The organism is Pantoea eucrina, from assembly GCF_001691555.1.
Classification (GTDB): Bacteria; Pseudomonadota; Gammaproteobacteria; order Enterobacterales; family Enterobacteriaceae; genus Pantoea; species Pantoea borealis.
Genome location: NZ_MAYN01000008.1, coordinates 1,294,533 through 1,319,235, shown reverse-complemented (window position 1 = coordinate 1,319,235; position 24,703 = coordinate 1,294,533). Strand labels below are relative to the sequence as shown.

The 24,703-nt window shown below is 60.0% G+C and carries 17 protein-coding genes; 9 read left to right on the top strand and 8 right to left on the bottom strand.

The features are described from left to right. Positions 1-102 precede the first annotated feature (102 nt). Both BBA90_RS12320 and BBA90_RS12315 read left to right on the top strand, forming a co-directional pair. Entirely contained in the window at positions 103-525 is a 423-nt protein-coding gene (locus tag BBA90_RS12320) for a DUF2231 domain-containing protein (RefSeq protein WP_065649397.1), read from the top strand. After that, entirely contained in the window at positions 522-1,817 is a 1,296-nt protein-coding gene (locus BBA90_RS12315; RefSeq protein ID WP_065649396.1) for a PQQ-dependent sugar dehydrogenase, read from the top strand. The genes BBA90_RS12320 and BBA90_RS12315 overlap by 4 nt, the downstream gene beginning before the upstream one ends. Positions 1,818-2,520: 703 nt before the next feature. On the opposite strand, the gene BBA90_RS12310 is transcribed toward BBA90_RS12315, so the two are convergent. Beyond that, the gene (locus BBA90_RS12310) at positions 2,521-3,849 is read right to left on the bottom strand and encodes an MFS transporter (protein WP_065649395.1); all 1,329 of its coding nucleotides are present in this window, start codon (positions 3,847-3,849) and stop codon (positions 2,521-2,523) included. 186 nt (positions 3,850-4,035) lie between these two features. After that, on the bottom strand, positions 4,036-5,004 hold the full coding sequence (locus tag BBA90_RS12305; protein ID WP_065649394.1) for a GT-D fold domain-containing glycosyltransferase: 969 nt from the start codon (positions 5,002-5,004) through the stop codon (positions 4,036-4,038). A 615-nt stretch (positions 5,005-5,619) separates the two neighbouring features. Between BBA90_RS12305 and BBA90_RS12300 the strand changes: the two genes are divergently transcribed. Then, complete coding sequence (locus BBA90_RS12300) at positions 5,620-7,974, top strand: membrane-bound PQQ-dependent dehydrogenase, glucose/quinate/shikimate family (protein ID WP_065649393.1); 2,355 nt, start codon at positions 5,620-5,622, stop codon at positions 7,972-7,974. A gap of 64 nt (positions 7,975-8,038) precedes the next feature. On the opposite strand, the gene BBA90_RS12295 is transcribed toward BBA90_RS12300, so the two are convergent. Then, complete coding sequence (locus tag BBA90_RS12295) at positions 8,039-9,505, bottom strand: catalase (RefSeq protein ID WP_065649392.1); 1,467 nt, start codon at positions 9,503-9,505, stop codon at positions 8,039-8,041. Positions 9,506-9,644: 139 nt separating this feature from the next. Next, positions 9,645-10,100, bottom strand: coding sequence for an RpiB/LacA/LacB family sugar-phosphate isomerase (locus BBA90_RS12290; protein ID WP_065649391.1), 456 nt, complete (start codon positions 10,098-10,100; stop codon positions 9,645-9,647). 282 nt (positions 10,101-10,382) lie between these two features. Here BBA90_RS12290 and BBA90_RS12285 point away from each other — a divergent pair, with 282 nt between their 5' ends. Together BBA90_RS12285 and BBA90_RS12280 are read left to right on the top strand one after the other, a co-directional pair. After that, positions 10,383-11,150 carry a triose-phosphate isomerase family protein gene (locus tag BBA90_RS12285; protein WP_065649390.1) on the top strand — a complete coding sequence of 256 codons (768 nt, stop codon included), beginning with the start codon at positions 10,383-10,385 and terminating at the stop codon, positions 11,148-11,150. A 74-nt stretch (positions 11,151-11,224) separates the two neighbouring features. Next, positions 11,225-12,196, top strand: coding sequence for a sugar-binding transcriptional regulator (locus BBA90_RS12280; RefSeq protein WP_039384324.1), 972 nt, complete (start codon positions 11,225-11,227; stop codon positions 12,194-12,196). Between the two features lie 8 nt (positions 12,197-12,204). On the opposite strand, the gene BBA90_RS12275 is transcribed toward BBA90_RS12280, so the two are convergent. Beyond that, positions 12,205-12,930 (bottom strand): HPP family protein, encoded by a 726-nt coding sequence (locus BBA90_RS12275; protein ID WP_065649389.1) that lies wholly within the window; start codon positions 12,928-12,930, stop codon positions 12,205-12,207. A gap of 165 nt (positions 12,931-13,095) precedes the next feature. Here BBA90_RS12275 and rluF point away from each other — a divergent pair, with 165 nt between their 5' ends. Next, entirely contained in the window at positions 13,096-13,977 is an 882-nt protein-coding gene (gene rluF / locus BBA90_RS12270) for a 23S rRNA pseudouridine(2604) synthase RluF (protein WP_065649388.1), read from the top strand. A 40-nt stretch (positions 13,978-14,017) separates the two neighbouring features. On the opposite strand, the gene BBA90_RS12265 is transcribed toward rluF, so the two are convergent. Continuing rightward, positions 14,018-14,758, bottom strand: coding sequence for a nitroreductase family protein (locus BBA90_RS12265; protein ID WP_065649387.1), 741 nt, complete (start codon positions 14,756-14,758; stop codon positions 14,018-14,020). Positions 14,759-14,884: 126 nt separating this feature from the next. Further along, complete coding sequence (locus tag BBA90_RS12260) at positions 14,885-15,910, bottom strand: NADP-dependent oxidoreductase (RefSeq protein WP_065649386.1); 1,026 nt, start codon at positions 15,908-15,910, stop codon at positions 14,885-14,887. A 201-nt stretch (positions 15,911-16,111) separates the two neighbouring features. On the opposite strand from BBA90_RS12260, the gene BBA90_RS12255 reads away from it, so the two are divergent. Further along, a complete protein-coding gene (locus tag BBA90_RS12255) occupies positions 16,112-17,224 on the top strand; it encodes a lactonase family protein (protein ID WP_065649385.1) in 1,113 nt (370 codons plus the stop codon). A 302-nt stretch (positions 17,225-17,526) separates the two neighbouring features. After that, positions 17,527-19,581 carry an FUSC family protein gene (locus tag BBA90_RS12250; RefSeq protein ID WP_065649384.1) on the top strand — a complete coding sequence of 685 codons (2,055 nt, stop codon included), beginning with the start codon at positions 17,527-17,529 and terminating at the stop codon, positions 19,579-19,581. A 38-nt stretch (positions 19,582-19,619) separates the two neighbouring features. On the opposite strand, the gene BBA90_RS12245 is transcribed toward BBA90_RS12250, so the two are convergent. Continuing rightward, on the bottom strand, positions 19,620-24,029 hold the full coding sequence (locus BBA90_RS12245; RefSeq protein WP_065649383.1) for an ATP-dependent helicase: 4,410 nt from the start codon (positions 24,027-24,029) through the stop codon (positions 19,620-19,622). Between the two features lie 106 nt (positions 24,030-24,135). Here BBA90_RS12245 and BBA90_RS12240 point away from each other — a divergent pair, with 106 nt between their 5' ends. Further along, a complete protein-coding gene (locus tag BBA90_RS12240) occupies positions 24,136-24,687 on the top strand; it encodes a YbhB/YbcL family Raf kinase inhibitor-like protein (protein WP_065649382.1) in 552 nt (183 codons plus the stop codon). Positions 24,688-24,703: the final 16 nt, after the last annotated feature.

Genomic DNA, 24,703 nt, shown 5'->3' with positions numbered 1-24,703 from the left:
CGGTTTTCTGCGCATTACCCTTTATCTTTACTAATATTTCTCTGGCGGCGTGGCGAAGCCTGTCGGCTCGCCGCCGTCTGAAAACTCTAAAGGGAGCGTGCCATGTTTCATACCTCGGGAAAGTCGGCGTTCGGCATTACGCTGTATGCCTTGCTGGAGCCACTGCCGCTGGGCTTTTTTTTTGCCGCCTGGCTGTTTGATATCCTCTATCTGCAGACCTTCGTGGTGATGTGGACAAAAGCCGCCAGCTGGCTGATTGTGTTTGGTCTGCTGCTGGCTATTCTGCCGCGAATTATCAGCCTGATTCATCTGTTTCGCGGCGTCACCGCCGGTGAGAAAACCCACTTCTGGCTCTCGCTGCTGGCCATACTGGTGGCCATTGTTAACGCCTTTATTCATAGCCGTGATGCGTATGCGGTGGTACCTGTGGGCGTTACGCTGTCGACCATAGTGGTGGCGCTGCTGCTGATCGCCAACGTACAGCTGGCGCTGCGCGCGCGTCGTATCCCGGGAGGTCGTCCATGAAACTGCGCATTCTGAGTGCTGTCAGTCTTGCTGCGCTGCTGAGCGCCTGCGACAGCGGATCCTCTCTCGATCCGCAAAAACAGATCGGACCGAATCCCGAGCTGCCAAAAGCGCAGAATTTTTTCATGCCGCCTATGCAGGTGCCGGAGGGGACGCCGTGGAAAACCGGTGAAACGCCAAAAGTGGCGGACGGTCTGAAGATAGAGCGGATCCCGGCGAAGCTGATGCACCCGCGCCAGCTCTATGTTTTGCCAAACGGCGATGTGCTGGTGGCCGAGGCCAACGGGGTGAAAAATCCGGTAACGGCCCCGAAGCAGCTCATCATGGGCATTGTGCAGAAATCCTCAGGCAAAGGTGCGCCGGGCGGCAACCGTATCTCGCTGCTGCGTAACGTCAACGGTAAATGGGAGCAGCATCTCTTTATCGAAAACCTGAACGCGCCTTTTGGTATGCAGCTGATTGGCAACACGCTTTACGTGGCTAATGCCGACAGCCTGGTGAAGTTCCCTTATCAGACCGGGCAAACGGAAATCCGCACCGCGCCGGAAGAGGTAACGGCGCTGCCGGGGGGTGAGCTCAACCACCACTGGACCAAAGCACTGCTTGCCAGCCAGGACGGCAGTAAACTCTATGTCGGTGTCGGCTCTAACAGCAATATCACCGAAAATGGACTGGGTGCCGAGTATCAGCGTGCGGCGGTCTGGGAAGTGGATGCAGCCAGCGGCGCGAGCCGCATCTACGCCAGCGGCATCCGCAATCCCACCGGGCTGCAGTGGGAGCCGCAGAGCGGTAAGCTGTGGGCCATTGCAAATGAGCGCGATGAAATTGGTTCCGATCTGGTTCCTGACTATCTGACCTCAGTGCAGGACAACGGCTTCTACGGCTGGCCCTGGAGCTATTTTGGCCAGCACGTGGATGATCGGGTCCGCCCGCAGCGGCCTGATCTGGTAGCGAAAGCGATCAAGCCGGACTACGCCCTGAGTTCGCATGTTGCACCGCTCGGATTGCTGTTCTACGGCGCAGACAATATGCCGCAATATCGCGGTGGTGCGTTTATCAGCGAGCACGGCAGCTGGAACCGGACGCCGCTTAATGGCTACAAAGTGGTGTGGGTTAAATTTGAAAACGGCATGCCGGTGGGTGAACCACAGCCGGTGGTCACCGGATTCCTCACGGACGATCAGAAAAACGTGCGCGGTTTGCCGGTGGGGCTGGCAACGGATAATCAGGGCGGGGTACTAATCGCGGACGATGCGGGTGATGCGATCTGGCGCATCAGCGCGGCGCAGTAGTTTTTACCGGTAAAAATAGAAAAGGATTTGGCTGGTCAGCCAAATCCTTTTTTTTGGTTCGCTTAAGCGGCGGGTAACCGCGCGGCGAACGGGGTGCTCAGCACTCCTCACACAGCGAATCATAAAATGTGACGGGAAATATTTCAAGTTTCAGGAAATTACTGTATGGTTATACAGTGTTGAGTGCGGGCGGAGTATCGTTGCTTTCTGATGACTCTCAGGGGCGCGGATAGTCAAATCCCGGCAGGTTTCAGGTGGTGCTGGCCTGTGGCTTTAGCAATGAGTGCCGCTCAGCGCTCCTCACAGATGTGCTCAGGCGGCCGGCGGGTAGGGTCAGGGTCCCGGCCGCTGAATGGCGCGCGCTCCTGTCAGAGGAGAAGGAAAGTGATGGAACTTGTGCGATTGCTCCTGGACATTGTCCGGATTATCCTGCAAATCATCGTTGCCCTTTTGCAACTGACCGGTCAGGCGCACTGACCGGAACTTGAAACAAGGCGGAGCTCACCCCTCCGCCTTTTTTCGTGGCCGCTCAGGCTGTCTGCATGCGGCCCTGGCGTATCCATTTAACACCGGATTTTACATGCAACCAGAGCGCCATAAATGGCGCCCCTGCGGAATGACGTAGTATCTCCGCAGGGGCCGCATTCATGCGGCCCATGGAGGCAGATGTCTATCCCGGGCCAGAGCGCCATAAATGACGCCCCTACAACATGATCCTGGCTTCCGGCGCTGGCGCAACCGTGCTGGCTGGCTGCAGGCGTTTCTCTGGCTGCAGCAATGTCATGGCCAGCATGCTGACAAAGGCGATAACGGCAGTCACGGTGAACATGGCGTTATAGCCATAATACTCCGCCAGCCAGCCGCACAGCATGGGTGAGATAATCGCAGCCAGATTCGCGATTGCCAGCGTCATGCCGCTGAAAGCACCCACCGACGCCTTTGGCGTAACGTCTATCACCACCGACCAGTAAACATTATTGACCAGCGCGTTGAGCGCGTTGCCCAGCGTCATCAGGGCGATGATTGCGGCCGCCGAACCGGCAAACGGGATGGCCATAAAGCAGCAGGCGGTGGCGCAGAGCGTTATCGCCGCAAAGCCATTGCGGGCCAGCCGCAGATTACCGGTCCGCGCCAGCAGGCGATCGGCCAGGCGTCCGCCAAGCAGCACCGTCAGACAGGCGCCGCTCCACGGGATCATGGCGATATACCAGAGCGAGTGCAGGTCATAATGAAAATTATCCTGCAGATATTTTGGCAGCCAGGTGACCAGCGTAAAGGTGATATAGAGAAAACTGAAGTAGCCCAGCGCATTACATACCAGCGTGCGGCTGGTGAAAAAACGCCACCAGGGTAACGGGCGCTCATCATGCGCTTCGTCACGCTGTCCCTGCACGATCAGCGCGCGTTCAGCGTCGTTCGCCGCCGGATGCCGCTGCGGCGTATCGGCGAAGTAGCGGGCAAACAGCAGCATCGCCAGCAGCGAAAACACGCCAAGCAGGATAAACATCATGCGCCAGTCGTTAGTCAGCAGCAGCAGGCCGACCGCGATAGGCGCGGTCAGCAGCGATCCGACCTGCGTACTCAGCAGGCCGATACCCAGCGCCATGCCGCGCTCATTATCCGGCGCCCAGTGCGCAATTGTCTTGTTCATCAGCGCGTAGGCAGGCCCCTCGGCAAAGCCAAACAGCACGCGCAGCGCGGCGAATCCCATGATGGCGGAGCCGCCAAACAGCGCCACGCCAATTTCACCTGCCCAGGCCGTGGCGATCTCCAGCAGCGACCAGAGCACGCCAGCCATCAGCCACACTTTGCGCGTGCCGAACCGATCGGCGAGAAAGCCACCGCAGAGCGAGCCAAACAGATAGCCAAAACCAAAGTAGCCCAGTACGGCACCCAGTTCGACCTTGCTGAAATGGAACTGCTGCGAAATGGCCTGCGCGGCGAAGGAGAGAGCACCGCGGTCAACGTAGTTAATCAGCGCGATAAGAAACAATAACGAAAAGATGCGATAGCGGACAGCAGAGGCTTTCATGGCATAACTCCTGTGAAGAACACAGGAATGAGTAAGCAAAGGTAATGCCAGAATCTATAAATTGCGCCATATCAGCGTGAGGGCAAGAGATCCGGGCAGGGCAGCAGGGGCTTTATGCTTGGGGAAACGTAAAGGTTACTGTCCTGCACCAGACTGGATGCTTAAGCGTGCGTTGAGGGTGCAGGATTACACAACCGGCTGCTGCAGGATCACACCATTTACCATCGGCTCCTGAGGTAATCCGACATGCAGTAAAACCTGACTGCGATAGTGCTCATCGGTATCGTGCTGTTCGTCATTGAGCAACACGCCCGCTTCATTCACATTCTTACCCGCAATTTCCGTTTTAGTACGCGCTGCGCTGCGCATCCACTCATATTCAATATCGATATGCCCGGTGTCGATACAGCGGATCCCCTGCTGACTGAGGTCGTAAGCCAGCACGGTCGCCGTCGGACCTAGAGAAATCAGCACCAGGTCATATTCGCGGGCATGCGCCAGCACATTAGCATAGAGCTGGTTATAGACTGAAAAGGCATTACGGTTAAGCGTAGTAATGCGCTTAATTTCGCGTGCGCCATCCATTAAGTCGTTGCCGATACCCAGCCGGGTGCCGCTGCCTTCAACAATTAATATTTTTTTATCGTAAAAAAGCTGCTTAAATTTTGCAAATACGCGGGTCGCCTGCTGTTTATCAATATAATCATGATAAGGGCGTGTCACCGACGTATTTCCATACTGATACGTTTTTTTTAATAAAGGCTCGTAGCGGCGAAAGAAAAAGGCTTTATGAAAAAACCAGAACAGGGCCGAACCTAAACGCATATTGCGGGTTGAGCGAAAGGCATCCGGCATGCAAACCAGACAAGGGTTATCTTCACGCGTACCGCGCCGCATGATCTCTTTCAGTCTGATAGAAAGACGCTCATCAAATGACTGAAAACCGATATTTTTAAACAGTGTCATTTCCAGTTCTCCATCCCCATACCGGCATACGGATAACCTGTCGTTACTGAGCAGTAAATCGATTGTCTGTTCAGGCGACATAACCTGATATTGCCGTGCATGTGCATGGGCAATCGGGAATTTTAATGCTGCGTGAGTAAATTTAAACGGAAACCGTATTTTCCGATAAAGGGAATCTGCGCTGATCATAATAACCTTCTTTTTATCTGCGGATCTGCTACAGAGCAGTCAGATGATTTATATCACTCTTCCTGAAAAAACAGAGGCTGAGGAAATTCCCAAACTGAAATTACGCTGCGATATTTAATCATTAAACTGCAGCTCAACATAAAGATTATGGCCGGAATTGTCAGGCGTAGCGGCAAATTAAATGACTCCGGACGCTTTGCACCAGGATAATTCTCACACAGGCTATGCTGACCCGTTAATCTATTTCATCAAAGCGTGGGACGGGCACTGATGCACGTTATTTTCGCCATGCGATGTACCTGACAGTAATCTTTTTTATGACGCTGAATCGGCTGCCGCACGAGCGTTCGCGCCATCTGTTACGCCAGTGACTTAGCAAAAGGTGCGCAATCGCTGCGGCAATGATTAATTAAATCCATCAAAATTAAACGTGATTTCAGTCACATGATGAGCCTGAGGCTGGGGGAGAGTCTTAAGCTGCGCTTGATTCATTAGCGGATCTGACAACACATAAACTCACGGGTTTTTACATAGCGCTTACATAAGTTAATATTTTGTTGGAATTGCTGCGATGTCGTAACGGCATAAATTAATGAACAAAACTGAGGGATTGGCATGATAACAAAACTCACCAGTATCGTGATGGCGATTCTGGCGATAGCGCTGCTCTATATGGGTGGTCAGCTGTTACTCAATGGCGGCAGCGCGTTTTACGCCGCAATGGGCGCGGGATTGCTGCTGACGGCTGTTTTACTGTTCCGCAAACAGCGCAGTGCGCTGACGCTCTATGCGGTACTGATGTGGATCACGCTGGCGTGGATCATTTGGGAAGCAGGGCTGGATAAGTGGCAGTGGATCCCGCGGGGCGATCTGTTTGGCGTGATTGGCCTGTGGCTGGCGATGCCGTGGATTGTCAAACCACTTAGCCGTGGCGAACGCCGTTTTCATCCGCTGCTGGGCGGCACCGTGGTTATTATGGTGCTGATGGTGATTGGCCTCTGCTTTTACGATCCGCTGCCGCAGGCAGGCACCATCACTAACTCGCGCGAGCCGGTGAGCCAGCCAGGGGCAGAAAGCGACTGGGTCGCCTATGGCGGTACGCCAGCGGGCCAGCGCTTCTCAGCGCTGAAGCAAATCAGCAACGCGAACGTCAGTAACCTTGAAGTCGCCTGGGAGTATCATACCGGCGATATGCGTCAGGATAGCGATGCCACCGAGTATACGTTTGAGGCGACGCCGCTGAAAGCCAACGATATGCTCTATCTCTGCACGCCGCATAATGAGGTACACGCGCTCGATCCTGAAAGCGGGGCGGTGAAATGGAAATATACCCCGGAGAAAAACCGCTCTTATCTTCAGCAGCATCAGACCTGCCGCGGCGTCAGCTACTATGCCGCACCGGCTGCGCCAGCCAGCAGCGATGCGCCTGCGCTTTGCCGTAAGCGTATCTTCAACGCTACCACCGACGCGCGTCTGATCGCGCTGGATGCCGACACCGGCAAACGCTGCCCTGATTTTGGCCGGGATGGCGTGGTGGATCTGCACGCAAACATGGGTGAGGTTCGCCCGCACGCGCTGATGCAGACCTCTGCTCCGCTGGTGGCCGGTAATCTGGTGATCGTGGGCGGATCGGTCATGGATAACGGCTTTGAGAAAGGCAACCCTTCCGGCGTCATCCGTGCTTATGACGCGCAGAGCGGCCGTCTGGTGTGGAATTTCGACCCGGCCACGCCGGATGCGACCACGCCGATTGCCGCCGATAAGCGCTATCCGCAGGATACGCCGGTCGCCTGGGCCACGCTGAGTGCCGATGTTAAAAATGGTCTGGTCTACGTACCGTTTGGCAACGCGTCACCTGATGAAGTGGGAATTGAACGCGACGCTAACAGCAACACTGAGAAGTTCCGCGACACGCTGGTGGCGCTGGATCTGCAGACCGGTGCGTTTAAATGGCGCTATCAGAGTTCGCATCACGACCTGTGGGATCGCGATAACCCGTCGCAGCCTTCGCTGCTGGATATCGATTATCAGGGCCAGAAGCAGCCGGTGGTGATCCTGCCGACCAAAACCGGCAACCTGTTTGTGCTGAATCGTCTGACCGGCCAGCCGGTTTACCCGATTAACGAGGTGAAGGTCTCTACTGAAGGCGGCGTTCCCGGCGAAAAATTTGCCGCCACGCAGCCCGTCTCCAGCCTGAACTTTATTCCGCAGGCGCTGACGGAAAAGTCGATGTGGGGCATCACGCCGTTTGACCAGATTGCCTGCCGGATCGATTTCCATCGTCTGCGCTATGATGGTAATCCGTGGACGCCGGCCACCGAGGCGGGCACGCTGGTGTTCCCGGGCAATATTGGCGTCTTTAACTGGGGCTCAGTCGCTGTTGATCCGGAGCGTCAGATGCTGATCGCCGCGCCGGTACGCCTGGCGTATAAATATAATCTGATCAAGCGCACGCCGCAGACGGCAACCGAACGTCTGTTCACCAAAGATGGCCAGCCTTACTGGAATGAAAACTTTCACGGTGACTATGCTATCCACATCCAGCAGCTTGCGTCCGGTCTGGGCATTCCCTGCATTGCGCCGCCGTGGGGCCGCCTGGTGGGGGTTGATCTGAAAACCGGAAAAACGCAATGGCTGCGCCGCATCGGCACCACGAAGAACCTGAAAACCACTTTCCTGCCAGGCCGTTTCCCGCTGGGATTCCCGATGGGAATGGTGGCACACGGCGGGCCGCTGCTGACCGCAGGCGATCTGGTGTTCCACGGTGCGACGGCAGACAACTTTTTCCGCGCCTACGACAGCACTACCGGTGAGCTGTTATGGCAGACCGAACTCAGCGCTGGCGCACAGGCTACGCCGTCAACCTATATGGGCAAAGATGGCAAACAGTATGTCGTCATTGCGGCGGGGGGGCACGGATCGCTCGGCACCAAAGCGGGTGACAGCGTGGTGGCGTTCCGTCTGAAGTAAAGAGAGGCTTATTACAACATAGTTCAGCAGCGTCCCGCCGCCCGGCGGGACGCTGCATCAGGCATTACGCTTTCGCGCGTTCGCTCTGCACTTTCTGTGCAATACGGTCGCCGATAGTTTTGTCGATATTACGCCAGTAGGTGAAAGCACGAGAGAGCACCGGCTCTTCCACACCGTTAAGCAGGTGACCGGCCACGTTGTTTACCAGGCGATCGCGTGCAGCATCATCCATCACTTTATTGATCAGCTGATTCGCCTGACCGAAATCGTCATCATCTTTGCGCAGCGTATAAGGTGAACGCACCATATCGCCCTGCGACTGCCAGGTGGAATCAGTAGGATAGCGCTCGCCATCTGCCACCGGACCCCCTTTGGAGTTAGGTGCATAGACCGGATCGGAAACCGGATTCATACGCATTGCACCATCTTTACTGTAGCTGTTGACCGGCGCCTGCGGAGCGTTTACCGGGATCTGCTTGTAGTTAACGCCAAGGCGCGCACGGTGCGCATCCGCATAGGCGAAAATACGGCCCATCAGCATCTTATCCGGGCTCAGACCGATACCGGGGACCAGGTTATTCGGCTCAAATGCCGCCTGTTCAATCTGGGCATGGTTATCGGTAGGGTTGCGATCCAGCGTCAGCTTTCCGACTTTAATCAGCGGATAGTCGTCGTGCGGCCAGACTTTGGTCAGATCAAACGGGTTGTAGCGATAGCTGTCCGCTTCGGCGAACGGCATGATCTGCATATAGAGCGTCCAGCTCGGAAAATGGCCTTCTTTAATCGCGTTAAACAGATCGCGCGTGTGGTAGTCGCCATCCTGACCGGCCAGCGTGTCGGCGTTTTCCTGTGTCAGAAACTCAATGCCCTGATCGGTTTTAAAGTGATATTTCACCCAGAATTTTTCACCGTCGGCGTTGACCCACATATAGGTATGGCTGGAGTAGCCATTCATGTGGCGCCAGCTCCTGGGAATACCGCGATCGCCCATCAGCCAGGTGACCTGGTGCGCCGATTCCGGTGACAGCGTCCAGAAATCCCACTGCATATCATTATCCCGCAGGTTATTATCCGCACGACGCTTCTGCGAGCGAATAAAGTGCTGGAACTTCATCGGGTCGCGGATAAAAAACACCGGCGTGTTATTGCCCACCATGTCGTAGTTGCCTTCGGTGGTATAAAACTTGATGGAGAAGCCGCGCGGATCGCGCCAGGTGTCCGGGCTGCCGCGCTCGCCGGCGACGGTTGAGAAGCGCATGACCACATCAGTACGGGTACCGGGCTGGAAAACAGCGGCTTTGGTATAGCGGCTGACATCTTCTGTCACTTCAAAATGGCCAAACGCGCCGCTGCCTTTTGCATGCGGCTGGCGCTCCGGAATACGCTCGCGGTTAAAGTTGGCCATCTGTTCAATCAGATAGTGATCGTGCAGCACCAGCGGACCATCAGGCCCGACTGACAGGGAGTGTTCATCGCTGGCTACCGGAATGCCCGCATCCGTGGTGGTCGGTTTGCGATTGTCACTGCTCATAATATCTCCAGATTTTGTAAGGATAATCTCAGCCTTTAAGCGTAGCAGCACGCGCTGCGCTTGCCTGATTAGTTACACAATCTGTGGCGATCCGCTGCCAGCCTCTCCGGAGCAGCTGCCTGCCGGGCAGAAGGGGCGATCAGCGCTGTGCCGCATGCTCGTAAAAATCTATCTTTTCAACTTTTGCCAGAGAACCACCACCCTCAAACTCCGCTGCCAGCCAGGCGTTAACGATATTTTTAGCCAGCTCCGGGCCCACCACGCGCGCGCCCAGCGTCATGATCTGGGCGTTATTGCTTTTACGCGCCCGCTCAGCAGAGAAGGTGTCGTGGCACTGCGCTGCCCGCACGCCGGGTACTTTATTCGCCACAATAGCCACGCCAATACCGGTTCCGCAGAGCAGAATGCCGCGTTCAAATTCCTGACGCTGAATGGCGGTGGCCAGCGCCCAGGCGACATCCGGATACATAGGGCGGGCGTTACCGGCATCATTGGTAAAATCTGTCACGGCATAGCCCTGCGTTTCCAGCAGCGTTTTGATGATATTTTTCAGATCAACAGCCGCATCATCAGCACCGATTGCAATCGTTTTCATAAAGGTTCTCCGGTAAAGAAAAAGGGCCTGCACACAGGCGTGAGACACAGCGTGCCATAACGATAAACATTTGTTCAATGCATGTTCATTTGTAATATGGTGGTTATGTGAGCGGGATCGCGGTGAACAGCTAAAATAACCTGTTTTTCTGCGAAACAGGGTGTTGCGCTGCGTCACAGATTTATCAGTGGCGCATTGAAACAGGTTCATTAATTCATTTACTGTTCATATGAACAAGTGACCATTACGGTCAGAGCGCGGTATAACCCCGGGAGCTGCCTTATGTCTCAGCCACAACGCTGGCTTGGTGTCAGTCTGAAAATGTACTTTGGCTATCAGCAAACGCTGGCGTGGTGTCGCGAGGTGGCCAGACTGGCCGATCATCCGGCTATCAGAAGCGGCAGCGTCGGCCTGTTTATCCTGCCAGCCTATCCGGCGATCCCCGCGGTGACGGAGATCTTCGCGGGAACGCCGGTACGCGTTGGCGCACAGGATGTTTGCCAGGCGGAAAACGGTGCCTGGACCGGTGAGGTCAGCGCCAGCATGCTGCAGGAGCTGGGCTGTTCGCTGGCAGAAATCGGTCATGCGGAGCGGCGGCGTCACTTTCATGAGGATGCGGCGCAGATTGCCGCCAAAGTGGCGATGGCGCTACAGCATGAACTGACACCGGTGCTCTGTATTGGCGAGTCGGAGCAGAGCACGCCAGAGGCGGCGATTGCGCTCTGTGCCGCACAGCTTAACGACGCGCTGGCGCAGACGGCGGCACGGGGCCTGCGGGGCGAGATTCTGTTTGCCTATGAACCACAATGGGCAATCGGTGCACCGCAGCCGGCCCCTGACCGCTATATTCGTGCCGTCTGCGCCGGGCTGCGGACGCTGACGCTGCCCGCCGGTATTACGCTGAAAGTCATTTATGGCGGCAGCGCCGGGCCGGGTCTGATCCAGCGGCTGGATCGGGATGTGGATGGCCTGTTTCTTGGCCGCTTTGCTCACGACCCGCAGGCGCTGGCGCAGATTATTGAAGAAGCCAGCGCGCTTGCCGGCCGCTGATCATAGCGGGGCGGGCGCGTTCAGTGCTATAACTTGCTGCTGCTTACGACCGCGTTACACAGGACAGATAACAGATGGAGAATACCACGCCGGGTCAGGATGCTGAGCTGCTGACCGAGATTGCCGTCGCCTACTATCAGGATGCCATCACGCAGGAGGAGATCGCCCGTAAATTTGGTATCTCGCGTATCAAAGTCGGGCGGCTGCTCAAACGCGCGCGTGAAGAGGGTATTGTTGAAATCAGCGTGCGCTACCATCCGGTTTTCAGTACCCGGCTGGAACAGCAGCTGCAGCGCTCTTTCCCACGTCTGCAGCGGGCGCTGATTGCGCTTGATTCAGCTGACAGTGATGAACAACGCCGCCAGGTGGCCGCGCTGGTGTCTGCCCATCTGGCGCAGACGCTGAAAGATAACGCCATCGTCGCGGTCGGACAGGGACGGAACGTGGCGGCAGTAGCTGACCATCCGGGTCAGGTGCCCGATCGAAACTGCCTGTTTATCAGCGGTATTGGCGGCACGCACCGCCCGGGAGACGCCATCAACGCCGATCACATCAGCCGCCGGCTGGCAAAAAAGTTTGGCGGCAGCAGCGAAACGCTCTATGCCCCCGCCTACGTGGAAAACCGCGCGCTGCGCGACAGCTTTATGCAGAACGGCACGGTAAAAGAGACGCTGGATCGTGCGCGTAAAGCGGATGTGGCGCTGGTGGGGATCGGGGATATGAATGAGAACAGCTACATGGTAAAGCTGGGCTGGTTCACCCCGCGTGAAATTATCGATGCCAGCGTTAATCAGGGCGTGACCGGTGATATTGCCGGCTATGACTTTTTCAACGCCCGCGGCGAAGCGGTGGAAACGGTCATGAATGAGCGCGTGATCGGGCTGAGCATTGATGAGCTGCGCCGGATCCCGTGCGTAATAGCGATCGCCGCAGAGAACACCAAAGCGATGGCGATACTCGGGGCGCTGCGCACCGGGGCCATCGATATCATCGCGACCTCGGCGCAGAATATCCGCACGGTGCTGAGCCTGGTGCAGGCGCGCTGAGGCGCGCTTCAGCGCGCCTGACCGGTGCGCCGGATCGCAATCTCTTCGGCGCGCTGCAGCAGCAGCTGCAGATCATCCTCATCAATATCCAGCAGGGGTCCGCCCTCCAGCGCCTGATGCAGATCGTCGCGCGTGAGCGGAACCGGCATCGCCACCGGCTGTGGTTTCGCCTCGGCGGCGGCCAGCGGATGAGGATAGCGGCGGCCGGCGAGGTTATTAAACACGATCGCCAGCAGTGCGAGACAGACAGAGTTAAGCATCACCGGCGTCAGCACAAAGTGGTAGCCGAGCTGCGCCACGCTGCCGCCGCCGAGAATCGCCGTCAGCGCCACTGCACCGCTGGGCGGATGCAGGCAGCGCAGCTGAAACATCACCGCAATGGCGAGGCAGGCGGCCACCCCGCATGCCAGTGCCGGCTGCGGGATCAACAGCGCCGTGGTCACGCCAATCACCCCGGCGACGAGGTTACCGCCAATAATCGACCACGGCTGCGCCAGCGGGCTATTAGGCAGACCAAACAGCAGTACCGCAGACGCGCCCATCGGCGCCACAAACCACAGGTTTACTGCCCCCAGCATCCAGTGGCTGATCAGGCTGGTCAGCATCAGACCCAGCCCGGCTCCGAGGCTGGCCAGCAGGCGCTGTCTGCGCGCGACGGGCAGGGGATGTGGCCAGAAGCGGGCCAGAAACAGGCGCAGCGAGGCCAGTCGGCTCGCCGGTTGTGGTTGCGTCATAAAAAATCCGTGAAAAGCCAGAAACAGTGGCTGCGGATTGTCGCCTGGCGTCTGATGCTAAACAACCCGACAGTCTGCAGGGGATTAGAAGCGGCACGCTGACGCGGCGACAGCCTTACGCAACGGCGGCAGTTAAGGTATAGTCCGTTTTTTTTCGGAGGAACCATGCTGCCTGACTTATCTACCCGCCTGAACAAATACATCAGCGAGAGCGGAATCTGCTCGCGCCGCGATGCCGATCGCTATATCGAACAGGGCAACGTGTTTATTAACGGTAAACGCGCTGCCGTCGGGGCCCAGGTTTATGCCGGGGATGAGGTCAAGGTGAATGGTCAGCTGATTGAGCCGCGTGACGCCGACGATCTGGTTCTGATTGCGCTTAACAAGCCCACCGGCATTGTCACCACCATGGAAGAGGGTGAGCGCGACAATATTGGCGACTTTGTTAACCACAGCAAGCGCGTGTTTCCTATCGGCCGGCTGGACAAGGATTCACAGGGGCTGATTTTTCTCACCAACCACGGTGACCTGGTTAACAAAATTCTGCGCGCCGGTAATAACCACGAAAAAGAGTATGTGGTAACGGTTGATAAACCGATCACCGATGAATTTATCGCGGGCATGGCGGGCGGCGTGCCGATGCTGGGCACGGTAACGAAGAAGTGCAAAGTTAAAAAAGAGTCAACGTTTGTATTCCGCATTATTCTGGTACAGGGACTCAATCGCCAGATCCGCCGCATGACCAAACACTTTGGCTATGAGGTGACGAAGCTGGAGCGTACGCGCATCATGAATGTCAGCCTGAAGGGTATTCCGCTCGGCGAGTGGCGCGATCTGACGGATGATGAACTGATCGACCTGTTTAAGCTGATTGAGGATTCGTCCTCAGAAGATAACAAAACCCGGCAGGCGCAGGCGAAGAAAAAAACGGCGTCACCGGCGAAAAAAGCGCCGGCTGCGGGAGCAAAGCAGGGTGATAAAGCGGGGGGTCAGGGCGCGAACCGCAAACGCTTTACCCAGCCTGGCCGCAAAAAAAAGGGGCGTTAAGCCCCTGTATTATCTGCCCGGCGCGCAGGCGGATTGGGACCTATTTATCGGTACCAAATCCCTGTTTGTTCAGCGCCGCCAGCACATGCGGGAAGTAGATGTGCTGGTAGTAGCCGCTGACGCTGTCACTCCAGCTTTCGCCATCGCTGCGACCGGTGTTCTGCCAGTGCTGTACCAGCTGTGCGTTGTAATCAGCAATATGCTGCGGCAGATCCGCCTGCTGATAACGCTCTTCATGGCGGAAAGTCGGCAGCGGCAGACGCGGCTTCTGGTGCGCAGGCTGATCGACATGGCCGATAACCACGCCCGCGACCGGGAAGGTATAGTCAGGCAGATCCAGCAGGGCGATCATCGCTTCCGGATCGCGGCGGATCCCGCCAATCGGCACAATACCCAGTCCCTCAGCCCGCGCGGCGGCCATTACTGAGCCGAGCGCAATGCCCACATCGGTAGCGCCGGATACCACGCTTTCAATGCTCTGCTGCGCAATCTGCTCACGACCGCTGGCTTCGATCGCCAGCCGCGACTTATGCATATCCAGCACAAAAGTCAGGAATACGGGCGCTTTCGCGATCCACGGCTGGCCGCCGGCGATGGTGGCAATCTGCTGGCGCTGCGCGGCGTCGCGGGTGACGACGACAGATACCTGCTGGGAGTTTACCGAGGTAGGCGCGTAGTACGCGGCCGAAATAATTCGCTCAAGTACCGCATCCTCTACGGGCTGATCGGTATAGCTGCGCTCACTTTTATGCTGAGCGAAAAGATCGATAATGGAACTCATGCTGCCTCCTGTTATGGGAGAGAGAGCGTAGCAGGCAGATGACCGGCACGTTTTACCGTTATTGCCGTGAGGCAGAGGAAAATGGAAGTAAAACCGGGTGCCGTGGCGGCACCCGGAGGGGGCTTATCAGCTGACTTTCACCACGGTTTTACCGAAGTTTTTACCGTTCAGCATATCGAAGAATGCCTGCGGCGCATTCTCCAGTCCCTCGATCACATGCTCGCGGTAGTGCACTTTCTCCTGCTCGACCAGCGGCGTCATGGCTTTCAGAAACTCAGGATAGCGGTCGCCGTAATCCTGGAAAATAATAAAGCCCTGCATGCGGATGCGGCGTTTCAGGATCCCCGCCATGATCAGCGGCGTGCGGTCGGGCCCCGGCGGCAGGTCGCGGCTGCTGTAGCCAGAGACAAGGCCGCAGACCGGAACGCGGGCAGCGGTGTTCAGCAGCGGGAACACCGCATCAAACACTTTACCGCCTACGTTCTCGTAATAGATATCGATACCGTCCGGGCAGGCGGCAGCCAGCTGGTCGGCAAAGTCATCACTGTGGTGGTTAATGCAGGCAGAGAAACCGAGCTTTTCAATCGCGTAGCGACACTTCTCTTCACCCCCGGCGACGCCCACGACGCGGCAGCCTTTGAGCTTGCCTAACTGGCCAACGGTCGCACCGACCGGACCGGTTGCCGCCGCCACGACCAGCGTCTCGCCCGCTTTAGGCTGACCAATATCCATCAGCCCCATATAGGCGGTAAAACCGGGCATACCGAGAATACCCAGTGCCCAGGAGGGGTGAGCCAGATCGCCGAGCTTTGCCACACCTTCGCCATCAGAAACCGCATAGGTCTGCCAGCCGCTCTGGGCCAGCACCCAGTCGCCTGCGTTAAAATCGCTGTGCTTTGATGCCTCAACCTGACACACCGTGCCGCCGACCATCGGCTGATCGAGTTCCGCCGGAGGAGCATAAGACTTACCGTCATCCATGCGGCCGCGCATATAGGGATCCAGTGACAGCCACACCGTGCGCAGCAGCATCTCACCCTCTTTGATCTCCGGCACCGGTTGTTCCACCAGCCGGAAGTTCTCTTTTACCGGTTCGCCCTCAGGACGGGACGCCAGCAGCCAGGCCTGGTTTGATACAGCATGTTGCGACATAGTTACCTCTCTTATGACAAACGGGTGAGGCAAGTGTAGCTGAGGATAAGAGAGGCGCTGTTAACGGATATTGCGTTAACGGCCTGCTGCAACATTTTGTCAGTGATCCGCTGAAGGGTGTTATATAACAGTCACTCATCGTCAGAATTAACCCTGGCCGTGCGGCCCCGCATGCGCCGCTTCCTGACCCCGGAGATCGTTATGATAAACCCGTTACGCGCCGCGCTGCTGCTGGCAACGCTGACAGGCAGCACGCCGCTGCTGGCGCAGACCTACGTCTATGTTTCAGAAGCCGGCGACGGCACCATTGCGCGCTACAGTCTGGATCAGCACGGTGCACTGCATCTGCTGGGGCACACCCCGGCGGACGGCAAAGTGATGCCGCTGGCGCTCAGCACAGATAAAACCCATCTTTATGCGGCGATCCGCAGCAAGCCGCTGCAGCTGGCGAGCTGGGTCATTGACCGCCACAGCGGCGACCTGACGCAGAAGCAGCAGGTGCCCGCCGCCGCCAGCTATCCCTGGATCGTCGCCGAGCCGCAGGGGCGTTTTCTGCTGGCGGCCTCCTATGATGGCAATGTGGTTGACGTGTACCGGCTGACAGCGGGAGGGAAGCTGAATGCACCGCCGGTGAGCCGTTACGCCACCGGACCTGCCGCCCATTCGGCGATTGCGGATCCTGCCGGCAAAACGGTGTATGTCGGCAATCTCGGCACCGATCGCGTGCTGCAGCTGACGCTGAGCGACAGCGGCGCTCTGGCCGCGCTCGGCAGCGGTTATGTCGCTACCGCAAAAAACAATGGCCCGCGCCACTCGGTGATGTCCGCTGACGGACAGTTTCTGTATAACATCGGCGAAATGGGCGGGATCATCACGCAGTTCCGGCGCGAAGCGAACGGGGCGCTGGTAAAGGTTGCTGAGTTCCCCAGCGCCGTTGCCGCCTCCTGGCATCTGGCAGAGGGGCGCGAGCGGCCGCCGGGATACAGCGATCCCACACCGCGTATCTGGGCCGCCGATATCCATCTCACGCCCGATGGCCACTTTCTTTACGTCAGCGAACGCACCAGCAGCACGCTGAGCGGCTACCGGGTAGACGCAGAGAGCGGGGCGCTGACGTTAGCGGGCAGCTGGCCGGTGGAGAAGCAGCCGCGCGGGTTTGCCATTACCCCGGACGGAGGCGGGCTGGTGGTCAGCGGCGAGAAGAGCGCGGTGATTGGCAGTTACCGGATCGATCCGCAAAGCGGGGCGCTGACGCGCACCGGTGAAGCAGCGGTGGGCAACGATGCCAACTGGGTGACGATCGTGCACTACTGACGGCATGGCAGGCGGCGGTCTGCACAAAATAATTTTATGGAGCCGCCGCACAACAGCGAGATGTGATCGCCGACACATTTTATCTGTTAACCGGACCCGTCTCTCCGGTGCCGTACCGTTACTACGCTGGCCGCTGCGATACCGGCAGCTTTGATAAGCTGCGTTAACGAATAACCCTGCGGACCGCGCCGCTTATCCAGCATAAATTTTGATGACGAAACAATTTGTCGTAGTTATCTGCGTGAGCGCAGGCGGCAATCTGGCAGGATACGCCGCACTTAGTGCCTTCTGGTCCCTGTAACATGCCGTGGCTTACCCGACCCGCTCTGTTCTTTGCTGTGAAAACCACGCTGGCTGCGTTTCTGGCGCTCTGGCTGGCGCTGGAAATTAACCTGGATCGCCCCGCCTGGGCACTGACGACGGTATTTGTTGCCTCGCAGCTCTATTCCGCTTCCACCATCTCAAAATCGCTGTTTCGTCTGCTCGGCACGCTGCTGGGCGGCCTGTTTATCTTTCTGATTTTTCCGCTAACGGTGGCGCATCCGCTGCTGTTCAGCCTGGTGATTTCGCTCTGGGTCAGCGGCTGCCTCTGGCTGTCACTGCATGACCGGACGCCAAAAAGCTATGTGTTTATGCTGGCGGGCTACAGCGCGGCGATTATGGGCTTCCCGGAGGTTTATACGCCGTGGGGTATCACCAGCACGGTGCTGTCGCGTATTGAAGAGATCACCTTAGGCATTGTCTGCAGCAGCCTGATACACGGTCTGCTGTTCCCGGTCTCTATGCGCAGCCTGCTGGAGCAGAGCGTAACGCAGTGGTATCTCACCGGCCGCCGGCTCTGTCACGATCTGCTCTCCGGGCCGGTTACCGCCGTCTCGCCCGAGCGCGAAGCGATTCTGACGCAGATGGCCACCGCACCGCAGCAGGTGGAAATTCTGATCACCCACTGTGTTTATGAGGGGGATGCTGCCCGCCGGCTGATCCGCCTGGTCAGCGCACAGTATCAGCACCTCTCCTATCTTATCCCGACGCTGACCGCGATTGAGCTGCGCCTGCAGCGTCTGGCCGCGCGCAATATCCTGCTGCCTGACTACGTGGCGCAGGGATTTCAGCAGTTTCTGCAGTGGCTCAGCGACGGTGAGGCCCCGGGCGATGTGATCGGCATCCAGCTGGAGCTGACTCATCGTCAGGCGCAGGTCAACGCGGCGTGGCGCGCCGGCGATCTGCCGACTGAACACTGCCTGCTGCTGAGCGGGTTGCTGGAACGCATGATTGACTTTGTGCGCATTGCCGGGGCGTATCAGAGCGTCAGCGGCATGGTCAGCGATCTGTCCGGTGACACCACGCTGGCGCGCGGCAAACGTATCCACCGTTTCTTTGATCGGGGGCTTATCCGTCTTTCGGCGCTGACCGCGTTTTGCGCCACCTTTGGCAGCTGCCTGCTGTGGATGGCAAGCGGATGGCGCGACGGCGCGTCTGCCCCGGTTATGGCGGCGATCCTGAGCTCATTCTTTGCCAGCCTCGATACGCCGCTTACCTCAATGAAGCTGTTTGTGCGCGGCGTGCTGATTGCGATTGGCATCAGCCTGGTGTATGTCGCGCTGCTGCTGCCGCAGGCGACCTCGTTTGAGGCGCTGATGATCTGCATGGCGCCGGGTCTTGTGGCGCTGGCACTGACGATCGCCCGGCCGGCAACCAACCTGACTGGCCTGAGCGTGGCGATTCAGATCCCGGGATTTATTGGCTTCGGTCACCATCTGAAGCCGGATCTGGTGCTGCTGGTCAATAACGCGATCGCCTCGGTCACGGGCGTGCTGTTTGCGGTGATCGCCACGGCCATTATGCGTAACAAGCGCCCCTCCTGGAGCGCCCGGCGCGCGGTACGACGCGGCCTGCGTGAGCTGCTGCGCTTTATTAAGGAGATAGAGCGCAACGGATCGTCGCTGCCGGCCCGGCAGCGCTTTATCAGCCTGATGCTGGATAAGGTCAACATGGTGTTGCCGCGCCTGCGTCTCGATCCGCAGTCAGATATGAGCAGCGCCGGTATGCTGCTTAACGAGGTGTGGCTTGGCGTAAACAGCTTTGATTACTACGCGCGGCATCGGGTGCTGCTGGGTAATTATCTGCTCGACAGCGGGACATTTTTCTTTGAGCTGGGACGGTTTCTGAAACAGCGGCTGAGATCGCTGCAGAGCGTTCCGCACGCTGAGCTGCAGCAGGCGCTCGATCTGCTGCTGCTGCAGCTGGAAGCGCTGGCGCTGGACGATGAGCGTTTATTTACACCGCTGTTTCATCTGTTCAGCGTCCGGCTCTATCTGTTCCCGCAGCTGGCGTGGCCGGAGGCGACGGCGGGCTAGCGCGCCGCCCTGCAGCAGCATGCTCTGCGCCTGCGCGCTCAGCCATCCCAGCTGTAGCCACCCGGCGCGCGCGCAAAGCCTGCCGGCTTCAGCAGGGCGGTAAGCGGCGACTGGCTGGCCGGACAGCCATCAATCTGTTCCAGCGTAAAGCGCAGGCGCGGCTCGCGCCGGAGGGCGGTGGTCAGCGCGCCCAGCGCCTGCTGAAGGGTGTCCGGTGACGCGCCAGCCGTAAACGTATGCAGCTGTTTGCCGCCGGGCGGCAGCCAGAGCAGCGGCCAGCCCTGGAACAGCACCACCCAGCTGCCGCTGCGGCGCAGCGGTTTCGTCCCGGATGTGGTCAGCGGCCACGGCAGCAGCGTGCCGAACGGGTTGGCCGGATCCAGCGTGGCCAGTGCCAGCGGTACGGCAGACGGCGCGCGCTGCAGCTGGCGGATACGCTCAATCATTGCCGGTTCAGCGAACTGCGCGGCACCCATGCCGCTGACAAACCGCCCGCGCAGCAGGCGTCCCGCATCCTCCATCGCGCGCAGCACCGGCTGCAGTGCCGGAAAACCACCGGGCACGGCGCTGCTCCGGGCAGCGCCGTGCGTCACCACGCCGGTCCGGTCCAGCAAGGCACGGGTCAGCGCCAGGGCGCGTACCGTATCAGCTGCCGGTCTGATGTTCAGCAGCGTCCAGCTGCCGGGCAGCTGGGCGCTGGCAGCCAGTGCCGGACGCCCGGCACCGCCGGGTGCCATGCCAGCATACCGGCCGGCCAGGCGGCGACGGCGTGCCGGACGCGGTTTGCTGCGCAGCGGCGGCATCCGCAGCGGCTGCCAGCTGCCGGACGTCACCCGTCCGCGCCACACCAGATCCCACAGCGCCGTGGCGGTATCCTGCGATGTGCTGTCGTCTGCGTCGCTTTCTGTTGCCTGCTGCAGCTGCCTGAACGTTGCGCTGCTGTGCTGCTGCAGGAACGCCACGATCCGCTGCTGTACAGGTGACAACGTCACGATTTGCGCGTCAGCAGGGGGTGTCAGGAGTGCGGCAGCGGCGTCAGCCGGGCAGAATTCAACCCGCTCCTGGCGCGTGCCGGGCGCGCGGCTGCCGCGCCAGAGCACGTCGCCACGCGTCAGCAGCCCGTCCAGCAGCGCAGGATGATAATCCGCGACACGCGCCGGAAAAATCTGGCTCTCCCACAGGCCGGCAGGCAGGGCAACCCCGGCCAGCTGCGCGATCACCCGGCGCAGACCCTCTGCGCCGCTGAGCGGCGCGGTGAGACCATGATGATCCATCAGCGCCTGCACCCAGGCCGCCGGCTCGGCGGGCCGGGTCGCCTCACGCGCCGCCTGCAGCGATGCCAGCCGCAGGCGGCGGAATACCGGCGCGGCGATCCACTGCACCACGCCGGAGGCCGCTTCGCTTCTGATAATACCCGGCGTTTCCGCCAGCAGCTTCCCGGCAATGCCGGCGTCAAGGTCAAAGCGCCGGGCAACCTCATCGGCTGTCACCAGCGTATGCGTGCGCAGATAGCGGCCAATCAGCGCCTGCAGCGGACGAACCGCGCTCTCCGGGACTGCGCTGCCGCCACCGGAGAGCGCCTGCAGGCGGGCGGCATCTTCCGCCACCGCAAAACAGGCCTGCGCACCGGACGTAACCGGTATGATGCGGCCTGCCTGCTGCAGGGTTTCCAGCACCCCGGTCAGCGGCGGGGTTCCCCGGTAGCGTTCTGCTATCTCTCCGGCGCTGAGCGGCCCCAGTTCGCGCAGCAGATCCGCTACCGCTTCCTGGCTATCAGCCTGACGGTCAGGCGTCAGGCGCTGCAGCAGCTGTTCCGTCTGCGCAATGACGTTCGTGTCCAGCAGTTGCGCTGCCGGCAGTGGCCCGAGCAGCTCGCTGAGCAGCGATGTATCCAGCGTCAGCAGTGCGGCCCGCTGCTCGGCCTGCGGCACCGTCCGGCGATCGGCGTCAGCCAGATGGCCGGTCAGCAGCGCGGCGGCGAAGGGCGAGGGAACGTCAGTTGTTACCTCGCGCAGCTGCACCTCACCGCGGCGGATCTGCGCCATCAGCTGCTGCAGCGCGTGCAGATCGTATACATCCTGCAGGCATTCACGCGCGGTTTCCCGCAGCAGCGGAAAGTCCGGATACGGACGCACGGCGTCAAGCAGCTCTGCGGCACGCAGCCGCTGCTGCCAGAGGGGCGCGCGCTGTCCGGCACGCTGGCCCGGCAGCAGCAGGGCGCGCGCGGCGCATTCGCGAAAGCGCGCGGTAAACAGCGGCGATCCGCTGACGGCACGGCTTACCCGCTGCTGTAAGTCATCTGCCGCAAACTGCAGCCAGTCAGCGGGTGAAAAGGTAAGCGGCGATGGCAGCCGCGTCATAATACCGTCGTCACTGGCGACCACATCGGCCGTAATGCCGTACTGTTCAGCGAGCCGATCGGCCAGCGCCAGCGCCCAGGGCGCGTGTACGCGTCTGCCCCACGGCGAGTGCAGGATCAGGCGCCAGTCGCCGTTTTCATCCGCACAGCGCTCAATCAGCAGCGTGCGGTCATCCGGCAGCTGCCCGGTCGCCGCCTGCTGCTCGCGCAGCAGCGCCTGCAGATTATTCCGTGCACCGGCGTCCAGCGCCGGATCGTTTACCGTGCCGGTCGCGGCGTCACGCAGATAGCGACCGCGTGCTGCGCCAGACGCTGCGGCACGTCCGGTCGTATCTGCCTGCCAGAAGGGCAGCCGTGCGGTGCGTCCCGGCGCCGGTGTGACAATCACCCGGTCGCGCGTAATCTGCTGAATACGCCAGGTGGTGGCCCCCAGCGTCACGATGTCATTGACGCGTGAGCCGTAAACCATCTCCTCATCCAGCTCTCCCACGCGGCGGGCGCCGGCCTGCGCCTCACCTTCCGGCAGCATGACGCTGACGCTGCCGCGATCGGGGATGGCACCGGCGTGCATAACCGCCAGCAGCTTTGCGCCGGGCCGGGCCGTGATGCTATCCGTCTGCAGGTCATGGATCAGCCGCGGGCGCAGCAGGGCGAACGCGTCAGTGTTGTCACGTCCCGTCAGCATCGCCAGCACCGCATCGTAATCGTGCCGTGACAGCGTCAGAAAGGGCGCGCTGCGCGTGACCTGCTCAAACCAGCCGCCGGCGTCCAGCGGCGCCATGGCGGCGGCGGCGATGGTCTGCTGGGCGAGAATATCCAGCGGGTTTTCCGGCACAATCAGCGGCTCCGTCTCTCCCGTCTGCATGGCCGTGACGATCACCGCCGTCTGCAGCAGCTCGCTGCGCGAACGGGGCCAGAACTCGCCCTGCGGCGTACTGCCCGGCCGGTGTCCGGCGCGTCCGGTGCGCTGCAGGGCGCTGGCAACAGACGGCGGCGCACCGACCTGAATCACCTGTCCGACGCTGCCCATATCGATCCCCAGCTCCAGGCTGGAGGTGGCCACCACGCAGCGCAGCGCACCGCTTTTCAGCGCGCTCTCGATCAGCAGGCGCTGCTCCCGGGCAACGGAGCCGTGGTGCGCCCGAGCAATCTCTGCGGAGGCGTCGCGCTGCTGCTGCTGCCAGCGGACGTTAAGGCGCGCCGTCAGCTTTTCTGCCAGCGCGCGCGAATTGGTAAACACCAGCGTGGTGTGATGGCGCAGCACCGCAGCCAGTATTCCTGCCTCCAGATGCGGCCAGAGCGTGCCGGCTTCGCTTTCGCTCCCCGGCAGCGGCGGGGGAGCCGTCAGATCCGGTACCGGGACCGTCACGCGGAGCTGCAGCGGGCGCGGCATAGGCGGATTAACGATAGTGACCTGCCGGCGACCGGCCAGAAACCGCGCCACGGTCTCCGGCGGGTTGACCGTCGCAGATAATCCGATACGCTGCGCCGGCCGGGCCAGCAGCGCATCAAGCCGCTCCAGCGACAGCGCCAGATGCGCGCCGCGTTTGTTACCCGCCAGCGCGTGAATTTCATCAACGATGACGCTGGTGACCCCGCGCAGCGTGTCGCGCCCCTGCGAGGTCAGCAGCAGATAGAGCGACTCCGGCGTCGTGATTAAAATATCGGGCGGATGGCGTCGCAGCGCTGCACGCTCGCGCGCCGGCGTATCGCCGCTGCGGATCCCGCAGCGGAGCGCGATGGCCGGTTCGCCCTGCTGCTGACGACAGGCGCTGACGCCCGCCAGCGGCAGCTGCAGGTTGCGCGCCACGTCGGCGGCCAGCGCCTTAACCGGCGAAATATAGAGCACGCGCGTGGTTTCACCGGGCGCGACGGTGGCCTCCCGACTGCGCTCGCGAAACAGCGCATCAATAGCGTGCAGAAACGCCGCCAGCGTTTTGCCGGAGCCGGTCGGCGCCACCACCAGCGTATGGCTGCCGCGGGCGATGGCGTCCCAGGCGGCCTGCTGAACCGGCGTCGCCTGATCGAACGTCTGCGCAAACCATCTGCGCGTGGCGGGTAAAAAATGCGACAGCGGGGGGACGGACATCCCGGACTCCTTGCGGGTAAAAGGGCGCGATTAGCAGTGTAGTCGTCCGCGCGCGGCTGAACAGGTTATATACTTGATGCTCAGCGATTTATTACGGGAGCTTTTGATGAACAGCGTAAAAATGGCGTTACTGGCGCTGGCGTTGCCGGTCAGCGCGCTGGCCGCACCGGTATTCACCCTGCAGTCGCCTGATTTTCAGGATGGCGGTATGCTGCAGAAAGCGTTTGCCGGTAATAAACCGGGCAATCCGGCATGCAGCGGCGAGAACCTGTCGCCCGCGTTCAGCTGGCATGATGCACCGCCGGGCACGCGCAGCTTTGCGCTGCTGATGACCGATCCGGTGGGGGCAAAAGGGCTCGGCGTGGTGCATATGGTGGCGTATAACATTCCGGCCGGACGGCAGCAGTTTGCGCGCGGCGAACTGAGCAGAGGGGCCGGTTATACCGGCGGCACCAACAGCCCCGGCACGGCGCGCTACTACGGACCCTGTCCGCCTGCAGGCAGCGGCATGCATCACTACAATTTTGTGATTATCGCCACCGATCTGCCGGCAGACGCGCTGCCTGCCGGGCTGACGCATGATGCGCTGATCGCTCAGCTTAAAGGCCATGCGCTGGCTGGTGCCACCCGCGTCGGCCGCTTTACCAACGACGAGTAAACCGCCACGCCCGCGA

Coding starts and splice junctions, on each gene's coding strand:
- BBA90_RS12320 (WP_065649397.1), top strand. CDS start 103: ATGTTTCATACCTCGGGAAAGTCGGCGTTCGGCATTACGCTGTATGCC.
- BBA90_RS12315 (WP_065649396.1), top strand. CDS start 522: ATGAAACTGCGCATTCTGAGTGCTGTCAGTCTTGCTGCGCTGCTGAGC.
- BBA90_RS12310 (WP_065649395.1), bottom strand. CDS start 3,849: ATGAAAGCCTCTGCTGTCCGCTATCGCATCTTTTCGTTATTGTTTCTT.
- BBA90_RS12305 (WP_065649394.1), bottom strand. CDS start 5,004: ATGATCAGCGCAGATTCCCTTTATCGGAAAATACGGTTTCCGTTTAAA.
- BBA90_RS12300 (WP_065649393.1), top strand. CDS start 5,620: ATGATAACAAAACTCACCAGTATCGTGATGGCGATTCTGGCGATAGCG.
- BBA90_RS12295 (WP_065649392.1), bottom strand. CDS start 9,505: ATGAGCAGTGACAATCGCAAACCGACCACCACGGATGCGGGCATTCCG.
- BBA90_RS12290 (WP_065649391.1), bottom strand. CDS start 10,100: ATGAAAACGATTGCAATCGGTGCTGATGATGCGGCTGTTGATCTGAAA.
- BBA90_RS12285 (WP_065649390.1), top strand. CDS start 10,383: ATGTCTCAGCCACAACGCTGGCTTGGTGTCAGTCTGAAAATGTACTTT.
- BBA90_RS12280 (WP_039384324.1), top strand. CDS start 11,225: ATGGAGAATACCACGCCGGGTCAGGATGCTGAGCTGCTGACCGAGATT.
- BBA90_RS12275 (WP_065649389.1), bottom strand. CDS start 12,930: ATGACGCAACCACAACCGGCGAGCCGACTGGCCTCGCTGCGCCTGTTT.
- rluF (WP_065649388.1), top strand. CDS start 13,096: ATGCTGCCTGACTTATCTACCCGCCTGAACAAATACATCAGCGAGAGC.
- BBA90_RS12265 (WP_065649387.1), bottom strand. CDS start 14,758: ATGAGTTCCATTATCGATCTTTTCGCTCAGCATAAAAGTGAGCGCAGC.
- BBA90_RS12260 (WP_065649386.1), bottom strand. CDS start 15,910: ATGTCGCAACATGCTGTATCAAACCAGGCCTGGCTGCTGGCGTCCCGT.
- BBA90_RS12255 (WP_065649385.1), top strand. CDS start 16,112: ATGATAAACCCGTTACGCGCCGCGCTGCTGCTGGCAACGCTGACAGGC.
- BBA90_RS12250 (WP_065649384.1), top strand. CDS start 17,527: ATGCCGTGGCTTACCCGACCCGCTCTGTTCTTTGCTGTGAAAACCACG.
- BBA90_RS12245 (WP_065649383.1), bottom strand. CDS start 24,029: ATGTCCGTCCCCCCGCTGTCGCATTTTTTACCCGCCACGCGCAGATGG.
- BBA90_RS12240 (WP_065649382.1), top strand. CDS start 24,136: ATGAACAGCGTAAAAATGGCGTTACTGGCGCTGGCGTTGCCGGTCAGC.